A 17,328-nucleotide genomic window follows, 5' to 3' on the forward strand; every position below is an offset into this window, starting at 1 on the left:
GCCTTAGAGGCCGTACACTTCGACCATAGCTTCGCCAATGCGATGGGGCACGCCGGTGACGAGTGCGTTGCCCATGCAGAAGGCTCGATGGCCGTCAGTCATGCCCGTATCGGTCCAGCCTTTCGGGAATCCCTGAAGCTGATCGAGTTCGTCGGGAACAAGACGGCGGAAACGGCCATCGGGACATTCGATGACGTGCTTGAAGCGGCTCGCTCCCGTGCCGCCTTCTCCTGTGAGGATGGTGCGGCTCGGCTTGTCGGTGGCATCCGGGAAGCTCATGGCTCCCTCGGAATACGTGTACGTAAAGCCTGTCTTTTTGTTAGTGCGCTCTTCGCGCTTGCTGCCCTTAAGGTAGCGCCAGTCGGGAAGCTTTTCGTCGGAGATGTAGAACTGCTCTGGGACATCAGCCTCGTCGACAAGCACGTCGCCAAGCACGTGGCGCTCACCGTGATAGTCCTCGGCAAAGTCGCAGGTCATAACATGACAGCCCTGCATGACGCCAGCATTCTTGAATTGAGAGGTCTTTTGGCCGACGCCAAAGCGAGTTGAGTTCTCGTAGGGGTCGGGTAAAACGTCGAGCTCGGACATCTCGTCGGGATAGATGGCGGGGAAGGCTTTAGCCATGACGCCGTTGTGCATGCGATCAACGAGATCAACCTTGCCAGCGCCTTTTTCGCAGAAGATATAAACACGCTTGCGACGCTGGGGGAAACCGTATTCGGCAGAGTTGACCACGCGCCATTCGACCGTGTAGTCGAGGTCGGCAAGACAGCTTAGGATGATGGCGAAGTCGCGACCGCGTTGAGACGCGGGCGATTTGAGCAGGCGGTCGACATTCTCAAAGAGACCGAACTTGGGCTTCTTCATTTCGAGGAAGTGATAAATGTCCCACCAGAGGACACCCTTCTTGCCTTCGATGCCGTGTGCCTGATTGAGAGGACGCGCGACAGAGTAGTCTTGGCAGGGAAAGCCACCGACGACCATGTCGACACGGGGAATTTCAATCTCGCCGGCTTCGGCCTGCTCCAGGACCTTATTGATGTCTTCGTTGACAACGGAATCATTACCGAAGCGATCCATGTAGCAACGGGCGGCGAACTGACGCGCCTTGGTTCCGGGCGGTTCCCACTGGTTGGCCCAAATAGTGCGGAAGGGGCCGGCGGGTTTCATATAAAAATTGGGATAACGAGGGTCGGCATAGCCTTCGAGGCCCAGACGAAATCCGCCGACGCCAGCAAAAAGCTCGGCAATTTTGACCTCTGACATGTTATTCCAATCGATATAACGAACGTTCATAAACCAAACAACGATAACCGATCTTCAAATAAGAAAAAGACTTGATTTTATCACTCTCAGAGAACGTCCATTATTGCCGCATGTGCGCACGTCATGGGCTACCATGAAGTTAACTGCGACGTTCGGAGGCACCCCATGCCCAAGAAGCACCTCGATTTCAAGCGCATGCTTGACGATACTGATTTTTCTGACCCCTCAAGTATCGAGCGCTACGCTGCCAATCTCGATGGCATGACCTTTCGCGATATTCTCGAGCTTGGCATTGCGCCGGAGGGGGAGAGTGCGCCCAAGGACTTCGGGTCTAAGAAGTACAAGGGCGGTATGGGGACCCTTATCGAGGAGCGATACTTTGGCTACAAGGCCAACAGCGATGATCGACCGGATTTTCCCGAGGCGGGCGTCGAGCTCAAGGCAACGTGTTTTGACGTGCTTAAAGACGGTCGTAAGTCTGCCGGCGAGCGCCTCGTTCTGACGATGATTCCTTACGATCGTCCGGTTTCGCTTGATTATGACAACTCACATCTCAAGACCAAGCTCAGCAATATCCTGCTGATCTACTACGGCCGCGACCGCTCCATCGATAAATACGACCAGCGCATTGAACGTGCAGTCATGGTTCGCCTGCCCGAAGAGGACATGAAGATCATCCGCGCCGACTATGAGAAGATTATTTCGTACATTCAAGATGGCCGCGCGGATGAGCTATCGGAGGGTATGACCACCTACTTAGGTGCCTGCACCAAGGGCGCAACCGAAGCGACAATGTGGGTTGACCAGTATTACGAGTACGTTAATACCGATACGGGCGAGATCGAGCGCCGTCGCGCGAAGCGTCGTGCCTTTTCGCTCAAGCGCTCGTACATGGACTACGTGCTCCACACCTATGTCCTCGGTGCACCGCGCGTCGGCGAAAGCATCGTTCAGGCTGGCGACGAGTCCATTGATTTCGAAAGCTACGTTACTGCGCTTATCGAGCGCCACTATGGCGAGACCGATCGCCAGATTGCGGAGCAGTACGGCCTGGAGTATACGGGCAACAAAGCGCAATGGACAACACTCGTTTATCGAATGCTCGGCATAAAAAGCAATGCTGCCGAGGAGTTCGTTAAGGCGGGGATTTCCGTTCGAACTGTTCGCGTTAATAAAAATGGCCACATCGAGCAGGCAATGTCTTTCCCTCCGTTTGAGTTTAAGCAGCTAATCAATGAGGATTGGGAAACGTCTTCCTTCCGTGCGCGCCTTGAGACCAACCGTTTCTTCTTTGTCGTGTTCCGTGAGGACCACGAGGGGGAGTGGCGCCTTGACCGCTGCCTATTCTGGGCAATGCCGGCAAACGAAATCGAAGGCCCCGCAAAGGCTTGCTGGGACGAGACACGAAAGGTCATTCGCAAGGGCGTTGAGCTCAATCCGTATCGGGATGCAAGTGGAAAGCTCAAGGTGACCAACAATCTGCCCGGTATGGCGGATAACCCGATTGTCCACGTTCGCCCGCATACGTCAAAAGCGGCTTACAAGTTTGCCGATGGAACAGATATCGGTGACATCGCAAGGAATGCTTACGAACTGCCCGACGGGCGCTGGATGACGAAGCAATCGTTCTGGTTCAACAAGGGTTACCTGGAGCACATTCTGGGGCTGTAGCGTTTTGGGATTGTTTAACGATCGAGCTCCTGCTCCTCAATGCCTCGATGTCATCTCTACAAATAAATCCCCTCACCGAGTTGCTTGTGGAACTCGGCGTGATGGTCACGTGCCCAGGTAAAGAGCGCCTGGTCAAAGTCAGTGCGCGTAGCCGGGACGCCAAAGACGCCGGCAACTTCGACGCGCACAAACTCCAGTGCCGGCAGCTTGTTGATGGCAGTGAGGGCAAACGGGGATGAGGGCTCCTCGAACAGATAGCGGCTGCCTTGCAGCGCATCGCAACTGGTGCACGTGTTGCCGAGCGACGGGGCTTTGGAGGCTCGCGCGCCCACGGGCTTGTAGCCGCAGCGCTTATGAAGGTAGTCGCGGATCTCGCCCGGCGCGCAGCCAAGAGCGGGCACGATGGCGAGTGCGTTGGCGTTGGCCGTGTCGATGACAATGTGCCCGGCTTCGTTGGGCGCGTGTGCGATGGCGATGCTCTTGTCGTTATCGGTTCGATAGGGAATGCCGAAGGCCGCGACCGAGGTCTCTTTGTGACACTTCCAGCACTCGCGCTTGCCCAGTACTAGATATATATACGGCGCTGAGGGGTCGGATCGGTCAACACCGGGCAGCCACTCGGCAAAGGGCTCGGGGTTGACGCCGCTGGGTACATACCAGATCTTCTTGGTCCGGTCCCATTTGGCGCCCAGCGCCTTGGCTTCTTCTTTGTGCGAAAAGGGGACATCGAGCTCGGTGCGCATGGCGGCTCCTTGGTGCTGCAGGTGCAAGTGGCTCAAGGATACCGCAGAGCGCAGACATCGCGGCGTTTTGCTGAGAAGCTGCGGCTCGGATGGGTTCGAGACGCGTTGGTCTCGGCCTCGGTGGCTATTGGGCGGTTGGAGCAGTTTGCGGCGCAGTTTTGTGCCTGGCTATTGTTGATGTTGGGGTATTGAATTTATTTGGCAGCCATTCGTCAGGTGAATTGATGCTACGTTGCGATGATGGTTGGAGCTGCCAGCGGATTTGGCGACATAAAACAAAACAGCCCAGAGACATAGCCTCTGAGCTGTGAACATTTGGTGGGCGTTAGAAGATTTGAACTTCTGACCTCTTCCGTGTCAGGGAAGCGCTCTCCCCCTGAGCTAAACGCCCGATCAAGGGTGCGCAAGTGCGCAAGGGATAATATAACGGAGCCTGAACTCGGTGGCAAGAACATTTTTAAAAATCGCTTGCATTGTGGTCTGGTGAGAAAAAGCCGCTCGCCGCCTGCAGGTGACCGTTTGCGGTCAAATTATCGACAAAGCGTAGACAGGTTTGTGGCAAGGTTTCAGGGAAGTATGTGCTGGCTTCACCGTCTTGCGCACGATTGCACGAGGCGTGTGCCGTTGTTTGAGTAGTATGGGGGCCGACCATGAACATGCTGGTCGTAGATGATGAGGTTGATATCGCAAATATGCTCGCGGAGTTTTTCCGCATGGAGGGCTACGAGGTTTCGGTTGCCCATGACGGGCCGTCGGCCCTGGCGGCGGCTTCTTCTGGCCCCGCCCCCGATATCATGCTGCTCGATGTAAACATGCCGGGGATGGACGGCTTCGAGGTCTGTCGCCGCGTGCGGGAGCATGTGAGCTGCCCGATCATCTTTCTAACGGCGCGCGTTGAGGATATGGACCAGCTTGATGGTTTTGCGGCGGGCGCCGATGACTACGTGCTCAAGCCTTTTTCTCTCGAGGTTCTGGGTCGTCGCGTGGCGGCGCACATGGCGCGCGAGGGAAGGGCTCGCGATCGGCAAAGCGACGGCGCCGTCCGCTTTTTTGGCGAGATGACCATCGATTACGCTCAGCGCATCGTTGAGGTTCACGGTGCGGGCGGTAATCGGGATTCGTCCGCCGGGGGCGATTCGAACGCGGTGACCGTCGACTTGACCAAGCTCGAGTTCGACATCATCGCCCTGTTGAGCAAGCGCCCTGGCCAGGTGTTTGACCGCGATGTGATTTACGAGCGTGTGTGGGGATGGGACGCCGCGGGTGACCCGTCGCAGGTGCGCGAGCACATTCGCCGCATTCGCAACAAGTTTACGTCGGCGGGGATCGCGGACGATCCGATCGCAACGGTATGGGGCGTGGGCTACAAGTGGGTGGCAAAGTGACGGGTTTTGGTAAGGGCCCACGCGGGCGCCATGCGCCTCACGAAGACGGCCGAGTTGTCGCTTGCGAGGACGGTTGTCGGGACAATGGCGGTTCTGTCCGCAGGCGCGACCGCCGCGCAGCTCGCCGCGCCGAGCGACGCGCGGCCCGCGAGCTTGAGCGCGAGCGGCTGATACGCCTGCCGCGAAAAGAGCGCCTGCGTGCCTGGTGGAGCCTGCGGCCGTTGGGCGTGATCTTCACGGCGTATCTGGTCGCCTATCTTGTTGTCGCCACGGTGCTTGCGCTGAGCGCCATTGAGGTACTCGCGGCTTGGAATAATGGATATTACGAACTCGAGGTGACGCTCGACAACGGTTTGACCGAGCACGGCGTGATCGATTCGGGTCCATACATCTACGACCCCACCTCTCAGCAGCTGCTTCCCGCATCCGAGCTCAACTTGCCAGGCGATGGGCCGTACGCGGTCTTCATTGCGACGGGCGATTGGGGGACCGGTAGCGATTACGTGCCGGAGGGCGGGCGCACCATCAGCACGCTGTACGCGACCGTCGACATGGTTCGTAGCGGCCAGGTGCAGCTCTACGACTGGGGGCTCAATTACAACGAGGGCTATCCGCAGGAGGAGATTCTCGAGGTGAACAGCACGATTCCAGCGGAGAACCTCGCCCACTACGACGCGTTGAGCCGCGCGGGCCGCGCGCAGAGCGTGGAGCTGTTTGAAAACATGACGGGAGCCGATCTTGAGGAGACGTTTGGCGAGGGGCTCGTCTCGAACACTGCCTATTATGCGGCTTCACCGCCTCCCGATGGTCCGATGCCTTGGGTCCTCACGCTTGCGACGGGGCTTGTGCCCGTTTTGGCGTACGGCGGCCTGGGTTGGCTCACGTTCAAGCACTTCTACCGCGTTCACATCGCCGGGCCCTTGGGGGAGCTGGCGAGCGCCGCGGGGCGCATCGCCGGTCAGGATTTGGATTTCTCGATCGAGCGCGTGCGGGGCAAAGAACTTGGTCGCCTGTCCGAGACACTGGAGAATATGAGGGCGTCGCTGCTCGATGCCCAGCGCGAGCTGTGGCGTACCGCCGAAGGGCGGCGTCAGCTCAATGCGGCGTTTGCGCACGACCTCCGAACGCCGATCACGGTGCTCAAGGGGACGGTCGAGATGGCGCAGATGCGCCTGCGTCGCGGCGATGAGCTCGATATTGGTTCGTTGGATGCCCTGTCGGCCCAGGTGGTGCGTTTGGAGCGGTACGCAACGGAGATGGGAGGGCTGAGCAAGCTCGAAGATCGGCCTGTAGACCGCAAGCCGCTGACGTCGCGATTCCTTGTGGATGAGCTCGAGTCGCATGCGAACGAGGTTGTTGCGGCGCGCGGGGAAGGGCTCGCGTTGAGGGTTGCAGCTGACGAAGGTGAAGATGGCGCCCGCGCCGACATGACCCACATCGATCTACCCCTGGTCGAAGAGGTCCTCGACAACCTCTTGAGCAATGCGTGCGGCCATGCGAAGGGCGTCATCGAGGTTGAGATTTCTGTTCGAGAGGGCAGGTTGGCCCTGAGCGTTGCCGATGATGGTCCGGGCTTTACGCCCGAAGCCCTGCGGCGCGGGTGCGATCCGTTCTTTAGCGAGAACAAATCTGCCGAGCATTTTGGGCTGGGCTTGAATGTGTCGAGCATTTTGTGCGGTTTACACGGGGGAGCGCTTGAGTTAGGGAATGGTTCGACCGGCGGGGCACGTGTGACGGCGACGTTTAGCATGGGCGGCGATGGGGACGAAACAGGGGAATTGTGACGAGGGCTCGCGCGCTACGCGGGCGGGCGTCGCCGGGCTCATCGAACCGTCGGCGAACCAGTTACCTGCTCTTACCTTAAGAATGGCTTACCTTAACGTAAGGCTTACTGAATTGTCATTGCTGGTAGACAAAACATAGACACCAAGTTGCGAAACTGTCCTTGTCAGGTACACAAGGAGGTAACGCGATGATGAGGATGCAGCCCGAAGCCGAAGGGTATTCCGGTCAGGTTTCTTGCGGGGGCGCCGCTCGCCGTCTTGACGTAAGCGCCTTGAGCGAGCTTCGCAATCGAGTCGCGGGCGCTCATGACGCGCTGGACGACGCCTCTTCTGCCGGCGCGCGGACCGCAAACGCCCCCTCATTCGCGACCGCTGCGGCAATGTCGGCCGAGGCCGTCGCAGAGGACGATGGTCTCGATGCCCGCCGTCGAATCCTGCGCCGTCGCGTGCTTTTGGCGCTTGCAGCCTCGGTCGCGATCCTCGCGACTGCATGCTGGGAATACCTTCCGGGGATCTTGGCATGGCTTGCAGACCCTCAGGCGGTTCGGTCGTTCGTCGCCGACCATAGCGTGATAAGTCGTCTCGTCATGCTTGGAATCAACGTCACCCAGATCTTCTTGGCCTTTTTGCCCGGCGAGCCTGTGGAGCTGGCGAGCGGTTACGCGTTTGGCTTCTGGGAGGGGACGGCGCTGTGCCTCGTCGCCTCGGGGCTGGCGACGTCGGCGATTTATTGGGCGACGCGTCGATGGGGCTGGAGCCTGGTTGGCCTCTTCTTCGACCGCAGCCTTCTCGACCGGTTTTCGTGGCTCAATAATGCGAAGCGACTCGAGCTGGTCATGCTGGTGATTTTCTTGATCCCGGGAACCCCGAAGGACTTCTTGACGTATTTCGCCGGCCTCACCAAGATGCGCTTCGCCCCCGTGGTGCTCATCGCAACGTTTGGGCGCATTCCCTCCATTGTGACTTCGACGGCCGCGGCATCCGCTGCGGGCAGCGGAAACTGGTTGGTGGTTGGTGTCGTCGCTGCCGTGTCACTGCTGTGCGTGGCGTTGGGCGGCTTGCTGTATCGTCGCCTGTGTGCCAAGGCGAACTGAGGCGGCCGACGAGGATGTACGGCGGCTGATGGGCCTTTTGCGGCCACATCGGACCGCCGGTCGCCACAGCAATCCAAAACCTCCCCAACATGTGCATTCTGAAATCGAAATCTTGCGGAAACGCGAGCAAAATGCACATGCTGGGGGAGGTTTCGAGGGTTTACGCGCTTGCGACCCCGCTATGCGCTCCGATTGATGAAAAAATCGGCCATGGAGCAGAGCAGGTCAGCGGCGTTGTGCGAAATGACACCGGCCTCGGCGAGCGCGCGGCTGGTGTCTTGCGCCTCTTGTGCGAGTTTGAGTGCGAGATCACGGCACGCGTCGATGCCGCCGCCGATCTCGATGAGTTCGACGGCGCGCGCGAGGTCCGCGGGGTCGCTCGTTTTTGCTTCGAGCAGCCCCCAAGGGCCGCGGCCTCAGGTTCGACCGGCTGGCCCCGGCGGACCTGTCGCTGGCGATGTCGCACGTGAACTCCGAGCCGCGCGGCGCGCTCGGCTTCGCGACGCCCGCCCGCGCCTTCCGGGCGATGCTCGGCGGCGACGCGGCGGCGCTGCTGGAGGTGTACGGCATCGAGGACGTGCCCGTCGGCGAGCTCGACCTGACGCCGGGGCTCATCGCGCGGGCGCGCGCGGAAAGGGGCGATGCCCCGCTGTCCTAGCCTAAGGGAAAACGGAATAGACTGACCGACCGTTCGGCTGAGTCTGGGAAGAGGCGCCGGGCGGCGGGCGGAGCATGGCCACCGGACCCATCGAAACACATCTCCACCGTTCCTTCAACTGGGAAAACGGCGCCCCCGGGCCCCAGGAGGGGCCGCGGGGGCGTTCGGCTAGGTGCGGGAACGGCCTATTTGCTCAATGTGTTCGGCTGAGATCGGAAATCAACCCTTGCATTGTGGAATTCGGGGGCTTTGTCATATCCATTTCAAAAGAGCCTGCTGCCGCGATTTGACTGTCGCATAATGCAAGGCCATTGCGGTACCGAGCTATGGAAAGACGCCTGCGGAATTGTCCTACCGATAAGCGGACAAGCCTCCGGCTGGTGCCTTCGCCGTGGTAAGGTAAGCCGAATTGTTTCCAGGCTGTTTCGGGGGAGTGGAATGAGCAAAGAGTGCGTCGAGCAGGTCGAAGGCGCAGGAGCTTCGGTGCCGATGACCGATATATCGAACATTGATGTGCCCGAGGGCACCGACGAGCTCAGCCGCAACACCCGCCGTGCATGGCGCGACCGCCTGAACAGCGCTTCGACGCGCAAGTTGATCATGGGCGTCTTGGCTACGCTGGTGGGCGGTTCGTTTTGGGGCTTCTCGGGCACCAGCGCGAGCTTTCTGTTCGATACCTACCACGTCGATACCTTGTGGCTTATGAGCGTGCGTCAGATTCTCGCCGGTCTACTCTTTATGGCTGTGGTTGTTACGCGCGACCGCGAGCGCCTGATTAAGCTCTGGACCACAGCCGCCGATCGCAAGCAGCTGCTGCTCTTTACCGCCTTTGGCCTGCTGTTCAATCAGTTTTGCTATCTTTCGGCCGTGCGTCTGACGAACGCCGGAACCGCGACGGTGCTCCAGTGCCTGCAGCTCGTTATCATCATGGGCTACACCTGCGTGACCGATCGCCGCATGCCGCGTACTCGCGAAGTCATCGGCATCGGTCTGGCTCTGGGTGGCACCTTTTTAATCGCCACCGGTGGCGACCCCACCAGCCTGAATATCTCGCCGCTCGGCCTGATCGCGGGTCTCATGTGTGCGGTCAGCGCTACATGCATGGCGGTGATTCCCGCCAAGATCCTGCCCGAATACGGCAGCCCCATCGTCACGGGCTCGGCAATGCTCACGGCGGGCGTGGTCTCGTGTGTCTTCGTGCAGCCTTGGGCGCATATGCCGGCGCTCGACGCTGCCGGCGTCGAGGCGCTCGCGGTGTTCGTGGTTATCGGCTCGTTTTTTGCTTACATGCTCTATATGCAGGGCGTTAAGGACATCGGCTCGGTACGTGCGAGCCTCATCGGAACTGTGGAGCCGGTTTCGGCGACCATCACCAGCGCCGTTATGCTGGGCACGGTGTTTTTGCCGACCGACCTTATCGGCTTTGCCATGATCATCGTGATGATGTTCCTCACGGTGTAGCTGGCGCCGCCGCCAAGACAGAAAAGGTGTTGTGCCACATTTTCGCCAATTGATGTCCGTGTCTGGAGTTTAGCTGTCGATGCCCAAAATGCCATAAACTAGCAACGTTATGGACTTTTTCATTGCGACTCAATTGCGAGGATTTCTTTATGGCTGGTAATCACTTTAAGGGCAGCGATAGCGGCCGTCCTGCAGTTCCGCCGCGTCCGAACGGGGCTGGTAAGGCCGGCACGCCGGGCGGCGCTGGACAGGGCGGTTCTGGTAAGCGCGTGTCCCCGGGCGAGACGGCGATGTTTACCGCTCTGTACGAGCAGTCTCAAAAGGCAAAAAAGACCGGCCGTGCAAGAGGGAATGTCTTTGCGGGCGGTGCAACCTCCACGTCGCAGCCGAGCGGGGCTCCTTCGGCACCTGCGAACAACGCAGGTGCTGTCAACGCCGCGAATACCGACGGCAACGTTAATGCCGGCAGGGCCGCCAACAATACTCCCTCTTCCGGTGGCGTGGGGCTTACGGGTAACCTTGGCACGATTTACACCGGCGCCTCCGAGACTGGCACGTTCGCCCGCCTGGATGATAGCGGTGTCGAGTTTGCGGGCTCGGGTTCCAAGGAAGATTATTACGATTTTGGCTTGAACTACGGTGGCGACGCTTCGTCGAGTTCGACCTCTGACGGTCTGGTCCGTCATCGCCATCGCAAGGGCGAGCGCAAAAAGCGTCACACTGGCGCCATTATTGCCGCTGTAGTCGCGGTGCTTCTCGTTGCGCTTGGCGCAAGCGGCTTTATGCTGCTTAACTCGGCAAAGACCGTAAAGAGCGAAGCGAAGGAGGCTGTCGAGATCGTCGGTGGCCTTAAGGACAAGGTCACGTCGGGCGATTTTTCGACGCTGCCTGACGACGCGAAGAAGATCGATGAGCTCTGCGACAGCATGAAGGCGGAGACCTCGAGCCCGCTGTGGACGGCGGCTTCGTTTATCCCGGTGTATGGCAGCGATATCAATGCGGCCCGCACCATGATCGACGCCCTGTCCGATGTCTCGAGCAACGCGCTGGTTCCCATGGCCGATAACCTTTCGCAGGCCACGCCCGGCAAGCTGTTCCAGGATGGGACCATCAACGTGTCCGCACTGCAGGCGGTCGCCGATTCGCTCTCCGATAGCTCGAAGGTGTTCAAGAGCGTCAACGAGAAGATCCAGGGCATTGGCGATACTCATATTTCCCAGGTGACCGAGTTGGTCGATAAGGCCAAGGACGGCTTTGCCACCCTCAACGGCGCGGTTGACGCGGCGGAGAAGGTCGCCCCCGTCCTTCCCCAGATGCTCGGCGCCAACGGCCAGACGCGCAACTACCTTGTGTACGCCATGAACAACGTCGAGATTCGTGCCTGCGGCGGCTTTGGCGGTTCGCAAGGTTTGATTTCGGTCACCGACGGCCAGATGTCGATTGGCGAGTTTGTTCCCCGCATTGGACTCAGCGAGGATGAGGCAGTCGAGAGCGTCGACGAAGAGGATGAGGCGCTGTTCGGCAACCACAGTAACCTGTACAACTCGGGCAATACCTATTCGCCTGATTGGCCCCGCAACTCGCAACGTGTCGCCGCGCTGTGGAAGTCCCAGTATGGGCAGGACGTTGATGGCGTCGTCGGCATCGATCCTGTGTTCTTGCAGTACCTGCTGGGCCTTGTCGGTAATGTCTCGCTGCCCGATGGTACGGTCGTCGACGGTACCAACGCGGCGAAGGTTCTCATGCACGATGTGTATTGGAACTATCCGGTCGAGGAATCGGATGGCATCTTTGCGGCTGTTGCCAGCGCCGCCTTCGACAAGATTCTCGGTGGCATCGGTGATGTCGACGTTACAAAGCTTGTCGGTGCATTCGAGCGCGGTGCCGAAGAGGGCCGTCTGATTGCTTGGATGAGAAACGATGATGAGCAGAATGCCATCAAAGAGACGGGCATTGACGCTTCGCTGCCCGATCCGGATGATCCGAGTGCCGATCCCGTTGCCGGCGTTTACTTTAACAACCTGAGCTTCTCCAAGCTCGACTGGTATCTGAACGCCGACACGCAGATTGGCCAGGGCGTCAAGAACGGCGACGGCACGTGCTCGTATCGCATCACCGTTACCCTGACGAACATCATGACGCAGGAGGAGGCAGGCAAGCTGCCCGATTACGTCGCGGCGAGCGCGCCCGATGCCGCGCGCGACGACGAGCGTCTGAATGTCTCACTGTTTGCCCCGACGGGCGGCAACATTACTGATCTGACCGTCGAGGGCGCCCAGTTTGGTCTTGGCGCTGCTACGTGGCATGGAATTCCCTTCTATTCGGGCACCGTTGACCTGCATGCTGGCGAGACGACGACGATCACGTATACGCTGACCACGTCGGCCGAGGCGGGGGACAAGCCGCTTACGCTGCGTCAGACTCCTACATGCCAGGCGGCTCGCGACAGCGCGTCGGCGTAGGGTTTTTCTGGTAGCGCAGATAATCGAGTACCATTTTGGGGCGGACAGGCAATCTGTCCGCCCCTATTTTGTAAGGAGAGCGCATGAAGTACTTTGGCACCGACGGCTTTCGCGGTGAGGCCAACGTTGGGCTGACGGTAGAGCACGCTTATAAGATTGGCCGTTTTGTGGGCTGGTATTACGGCGCCAACCGCGAGCGCAAGGCGCGTGTGATCGTGGGCAAGGACACCCGTCGCTCGAGCTATATGTTCGAGGCGGCGCTGGTGAGCGGCCTGGTCGCGAGCGGTGCGGACGCCTATATGCTGCACGTGATCCCCACGCCGGGCGTAGCGCATCAGACCGTGGAAGGCTGCTTCGATTGCGGCATCATGATCAGCGCGAGCCACAACCCGTTTTGCGATAACGGCATTAAGCTCGTCAATAGCGACGGTTTTAAGATGGACGAGGACGTACTGGAGCTCATCGAGGACTACATCGATGGTAAGAGCGAGGTACCGCTGGCCACGGGCAACCACATCGGCGCCACGGTGGACTACATGCAGGGCCGCAACCGCTACATTGCTTCGCTCATCGCCAGCGCGAACTTTTCGTTGCAGGGCGTCAAGATCGGTATCGACTGCGCCAACGGCTCGGCTTCCTCGGTGGCCAAGCCGGTGTTTGACGCGCTCGGTGCCGACGTGCGCGTGATCAACGCCGCGCCCGATGGCTTTAACATCAACGTCGACTGCGGCTCCACGCATATAGAGCGCCTGCAGCGCCATGTGGTGGAGCAGGGCCTGGACGTGGGCTTTGCCTATGACGGCGATGCCGATCGCTGCTTGGCCGTGGACGAGCGCGGTCGCGTGGTAGACGGCGACCAGATCCTGTACGTGTGTGGCGTGTATCTGAACAAGCACGGTCGCCTTTCGGGCGGTACCGTGGTGCCGACGATTGCCAGCAACTTTGGCCTGGTCAAGTCGCTGGAGCTTGCCGGCCTAAGTGCCGTGACCAGCGGCGTGGGCGACCGTCACGTGTATGCCAAGATGCGCGAGGGCGGCTACAGCCTGGGCGGCGAGCAGACGGGCCATACGATCTTTGGCGATATCGAGCGCACGGGCGACGGCATTATGACCTCGCTGCGCGTGATGGAAGTGATTCGCGCCGAGCGCGAGACCCTCTCGCAGCTCACGGCTCCGTGCAAGCTGCTGCCGCAGGCGCAGGTGGCCGTGCACGTGGCGGACAAGGACGCCGCGCTCGAGAACATGGGCGTGCAGAACGCCATCGCCGAGGCCGAGGCTGCGCTGGCAGGCGAGGGCCGCGTGCTCGTACGCAAGAGTGGAACCGAGTCGGTTATCCGCGTGCTGGCCGAGGCGCCCGACCAAGCATCCGCCGATGCTGCCATGAAGCGCATCGCCAACGCGCTCGAGGCTCTATAGTTACGCGGTTTTACCAAACCGCGTAACTGCTCGACGCTGCAAACGCCCCTAAGCGGCAATCTGACGTTCAATTTCAAGGGCGCGACCAGAAGGTCAGCGCCCTTTCATTTCACGTTACCTTGCTCGCTTAGGGTCGTTTTCGCTGACGTTGCCAAGACATTGGCGTCAACATGGTTGGCGTTGGCGATGGCGCGCTGGTCAATCCTTACAGCTCGTACAGCGTGGTGAACTTGTCCTGCAGGTAGCTGCAGTAGTAGCGGGCATCGAACGCCATGCCGCACGCGCCCTTGATGAGCTCCGGCGCGTCCTTGGCGCGGCCCCACTGCCAAATGTGCTCGCCCAGCCAGGCGCGGACGGGTGTCAGGTCGCCGCTCGCGCAGGCGCCGGTAAGGTCGACGCCGTCGCGGCACATGTCCGGCACAAACATGGCGTCGTAGGCGCTGCCCAGCGCATAGGTGGGGAAGTAGCCAAACGAGCCGCCGCTCCAGTGCGTATCCTGTAGGCAGCCGTGCGTGTCGTCGGGAACGGGAATGCCCAGGTACTCATCCATGAAGCGGTTCCAAAGCGCGGGGATGTCCTTGGCCGTAGCCTCGCCGGCAAACAGCATGCGCTCGATCTCGTAGCGCACCATAACGTGCAGCGGATAGGTGAGCTCGTCGGCCTCGGTGCGGATCAGCGAAGGCTGCGCGATGTTCACGGCGTGGTAGAGCGTGTCCTCGTCGACGTCGCCGTAGACCTCGGGTGCGTGGCGGCGCAGCACCTCGAGCAGCGGTCCCATAAAGGCGCGGCTGCGACCCACGGTGTTTTCGAAAAAGCGGCTCTGGCTCTCGTGGATGCCCATGGAGGTGCCGCCCTCCAGGCACGTGCGCGCATAGGCGGGATTGACGCCCAGCTCGTACATGGTGTGCCCCGCCTCGTGGATGATGCTGTAGACGTTGGAGATGCAATCGTCCTCGTAGATGTGTGTCGCGATGCGCGCGTCACCCACGGCAAAGCCCTCGCTAAACGGGTGCTCGGTAAAGGCAAGCGTGGTGTCGTCCAGGTTCAGGCCGACGAGCTTCATCAGGTCGAAGCTCATGGCGCGCTGGGCAGCCTCGGGCACGTGGGCGTGCAAAAAGTCGGCAGCCGGCTGCTGGCCGCGCTCGCCGATGGCGTGCACGAGCGGCACGACCGTGGCCTTGACCTCATCGCAAAACGCATCGAAGCTCTTGGCGGAAAGGCCGCGCTCGTACTGGTCGAGCCAAACGTCGTATGGATCGCGCTTGGGGTCCATGAGCTCGGCCTGATGCTTAAGTTGGGCGACGATTCTATCCACATAGGGCTCAAAACTCGCCCAGTCATTGGCCGTCTTGGCCTTGTGCCACACGGCGTCGGCCTCGCAGGTAAGCCTGGTCCAGGCCTCGGCCTCCTCGGTGGGGATGGCGCTTGCCTCGCGCTGGTCGCGGCCGAGTACGCGAATCTCGTCGAGCAGCTGCGGGTCGTCGATCTTGCCTCCGGCGACGGTCTCGCGTGCCAGCGAGCGCACAAGTTCGACAGACTTTTCGCTGGTCAGCAGCTTGTGATGCTCGCCGGCAAGGGTGCCCATAGCATCGGCGCGGGCCGCGGCGCCGTTGGCGGGGGCAATGGTCGCGCCGTCAAACTCGGCAATCTTGAGCAGGTACTCGCGAGTCCACAGCCTGCCTTCGAGTTTGCGGAACTTTTTGACGGCCTTGTCGACCTTCATGCCTTTAGGCGTCTTGCCCGCTGCGGGCTTGGCCTTCTTATCGAGTTTCTTTCCCATATCGTATCCTTAATCTCGCAGGCCGAGCGCCGCAGGCGGGTGCACGGCCAGTTTGCACAGCTACCTGCTTTGTACCCAGCGCGAACAAAACGGAACGCGGCGATATGCTTGCAGAATGTGTTATCCTATAGCCCATTGCGTTGACGGAGAGGGTTTTGCCCGCCGCGTCGCCGGCAAGAGAGGGAAGGTCATGGGCTGCAAGCCTTCCTGCGGTGGCAAGGGCCAAGCGTTCACTCCCGAGCAGCGACCTCAACGGGCGCGCGGCCAGTGGCAGCAAAGCCCCAGTAGGGAAGCCGTGAGCCTCGCGACAAGAGGCGCAGAGTGGGCGCGGCGGGCCAGACATCCGCCGGGTCAAACAAGGTGGTACCGCGGAATTTAACCGTCCTTGGGCAATGCACATGCCCGAGGGCGGTTTTTTTGTTACCGAACCGGGCCGCGTATCCGCAGCATCGGGCGGCGTCAGCCGTCCCGGAGCGCGGATACGCGAGAGACGAAAGGGAAGACATGAGTCTGATTGATGATCTGGTCAAACTCGAGGAAGAGGCCAAGGAGCTCGTCGCAGGCGCCGACGACGCCGCAAAGCTCGAGGCTGCGCGCGTTGAGCTGCTCGGCCGCAAGGGCCGCATCACCGGCCTGATGCGTATGATGGGCAAGCTCGCCCCCGAGGATCGTCCTGTCATGGGCAAGCGCGCCAACGAGATGCGCCAGCTGATCGAGGGCATGCTCGACGAGCGCACCACCGAGATGAAGGCCGCCGCCCTCAAGCACGCACTCGAGCACGAGGCCGTCGACATTACGCTGCCGGGCATCCGTCCGCAGATCGGTCACCAGCACCTGATCAAGCAGATCATCGAGGAGGCCGAGGACATCTTCTGTGGCATCGGCTACACCGTCGAGTCCGGCCCCATGGTCGACACCTCCTACTACAACTTCACCGCGCTCAACGCGCCCATGGATCACCCGAGCCGCTCGGCCCGCGACACCTTCTACGTGGTCGACAACAACCCCGGCAGCGTCGCGCACCCCGAGGCTCACGCCCATGGCGAGTCCGACGTACTGCTGCGCACCCAGACCTCGGGCGTGCAGATCCACACCATGGAGTCGCAAAAGCCGCCCATCTACATGATCTGCCCGGGCACCGTCTATCGTCCCGATACGGCCGACGCCTGCCACCTGCCGCAGTTCAACCAGATCGAGGGCCTGGTCGTCGACGAGGACATCACCTTTGGCGACCTCAAGGGCACGCTCGACTACTTTGTTAAGTGCATGTTTGGCGAGGACCGCAAGACGCGCTACCGCCCGCACTTCTTCCCCTTCACCGAGCCTTCCTGCGAGGTGGACGTGAGCTGCCACGTGTGCGGCGGCAAGGGCTGCAACTTCTGCAAGCACAGCGGCTGGATCGAGATCCTGGGCTGCGGCATGGTCGATCCCAACGTGCTCATCAACTGCGGCATCGACCCCGAGAAGTACACCGGCTTCGCCTTTGGCATTGGTGCCGAGCGCGTCGCGGCCCTGCGCTACGACCTGCCCGACCTCAGAACGCTCATGACAGGCGATATGCGCTTCTTAAATCAGTTCTAGGCCCGGCGGCTTTCCCAAGCACCGCACC

General features: G+C 60.6%; 12 protein-coding genes and 1 tRNA gene. 9 read left to right on the forward strand and 4 right to left on the reverse strand.

Annotated features, from left to right (window positions below; genetic code table 11):
- Positions 1 to 3 precede the first annotated feature (3 nt).
- Positions 4 to 1,266 (reverse strand): DNA (cytosine-5-)-methyltransferase, encoded by a 1,263-nt coding sequence (dcm, locus tag I2E13_RS06900; RefSeq protein ID WP_195404617.1) that lies wholly within the window; start codon positions 1,264 to 1,266, stop codon positions 4 to 6.
- Positions 1,267 to 1,431: 165 nt separating this feature from the next.
- On the opposite strand from dcm, the gene I2E13_RS06905 reads away from it, so the two are divergent.
- A complete protein-coding gene (locus I2E13_RS06905; protein ID WP_195404618.1) occupies positions 1,432 to 2,937 on the forward strand; it encodes a Sau3AI family type II restriction endonuclease in 1,506 nt (501 codons plus the stop codon).
- Between the two features lie 56 nt (positions 2,938 to 2,993).
- Here the strand turns inward: I2E13_RS06905 and I2E13_RS06910 are convergent, their stop codons facing one another.
- Both I2E13_RS06910 and I2E13_RS06915 read right to left on the reverse strand, forming a co-directional pair.
- Positions 2,994 to 3,680: a DUF5710 domain-containing protein gene (locus I2E13_RS06910; RefSeq protein WP_117763553.1), complete on the reverse strand. Its 687-nt coding sequence runs from the start codon at positions 3,678 to 3,680 to the stop codon at positions 2,994 to 2,996.
- Between the two features lie 316 nt (positions 3,681 to 3,996).
- Positions 3,997 to 4,071: transfer RNA gene (locus I2E13_RS06915), tRNA-Val, on the reverse strand.
- A 259-nt stretch (positions 4,072 to 4,330) separates the two neighbouring features.
- Between I2E13_RS06915 and I2E13_RS06920 the strand changes: the two genes are divergently transcribed.
- The 7 genes from I2E13_RS06920 (at position 4,331) to glmM (ending at position 13,939) form a co-directional block, all read left to right on the forward strand.
- Positions 4,331 to 5,065 carry a response regulator transcription factor gene (locus tag I2E13_RS06920; protein ID WP_117743134.1) on the forward strand — a complete coding sequence of 245 codons (735 nt, stop codon included), beginning with the start codon at positions 4,331 to 4,333 and terminating at the stop codon, positions 5,063 to 5,065.
- Positions 5,050 to 6,849, forward strand: a complete 1,800-nt coding sequence (locus I2E13_RS06925; protein WP_324249376.1) for a sensor histidine kinase — start codon at positions 5,050 to 5,052, stop codon at positions 6,847 to 6,849. The genes I2E13_RS06920 and I2E13_RS06925 overlap by 16 nt, the downstream gene beginning before the upstream one ends.
- Positions 6,850 to 7,037: 188 nt before the next feature.
- A complete protein-coding gene (locus I2E13_RS06930) occupies positions 7,038 to 7,943 on the forward strand; it encodes a TVP38/TMEM64 family protein (protein WP_229057867.1) in 906 nt (301 codons plus the stop codon).
- Positions 7,944 to 8,328: 385 nt separating this feature from the next.
- Positions 8,329 to 8,601, forward strand: coding sequence for a hypothetical protein (locus I2E13_RS06935; protein WP_195404619.1), 273 nt, complete (start codon positions 8,329 to 8,331; stop codon positions 8,599 to 8,601).
- A gap of 438 nt (positions 8,602 to 9,039) precedes the next feature.
- Positions 9,040 to 10,062 (forward strand): DMT family transporter, encoded by a 1,023-nt coding sequence (locus tag I2E13_RS06940; RefSeq protein ID WP_195404620.1) that lies wholly within the window; start codon positions 9,040 to 9,042, stop codon positions 10,060 to 10,062.
- Positions 10,063 to 10,211: 149 nt separating this feature from the next.
- The gene (locus tag I2E13_RS06945) at positions 10,212 to 12,524 is read left to right on the forward strand and encodes a DUF4012 domain-containing protein (RefSeq protein WP_195404621.1); all 2,313 of its coding nucleotides are present in this window, start codon (positions 10,212 to 10,214) and stop codon (positions 12,522 to 12,524) included.
- An 83-nt stretch (positions 12,525 to 12,607) separates the two neighbouring features.
- Entirely contained in the window at positions 12,608 to 13,939 is a 1,332-nt protein-coding gene (glmM, locus tag I2E13_RS06950; RefSeq protein WP_195404622.1) for a phosphoglucosamine mutase, read from the forward strand.
- Positions 13,940 to 14,144: 205 nt separating this feature from the next.
- On the opposite strand, the gene I2E13_RS06955 is transcribed toward glmM, so the two are convergent.
- Positions 14,145 to 15,719: a carboxypeptidase M32 gene (locus I2E13_RS06955; protein ID WP_195404623.1), complete on the reverse strand. Its 1,575-nt coding sequence runs from the start codon at positions 15,717 to 15,719 to the stop codon at positions 14,145 to 14,147.
- Between the two features lie 504 nt (positions 15,720 to 16,223).
- Between I2E13_RS06955 and pheS the strand changes: the two genes are divergently transcribed.
- Positions 16,224 to 17,300: a phenylalanine--tRNA ligase subunit alpha gene (gene pheS, locus I2E13_RS06960; protein ID WP_117794012.1), complete on the forward strand. Its 1,077-nt coding sequence runs from the start codon at positions 16,224 to 16,226 to the stop codon at positions 17,298 to 17,300.
- Positions 17,301 to 17,328 lie beyond the last annotated feature (28 nt).

Source organism: Collinsella aerofaciens (assembly GCF_015554145.1).
Taxonomy (GTDB): domain Bacteria; phylum Actinomycetota; class Coriobacteriia; order Coriobacteriales; family Coriobacteriaceae; genus Collinsella; species Collinsella aerofaciens_AA.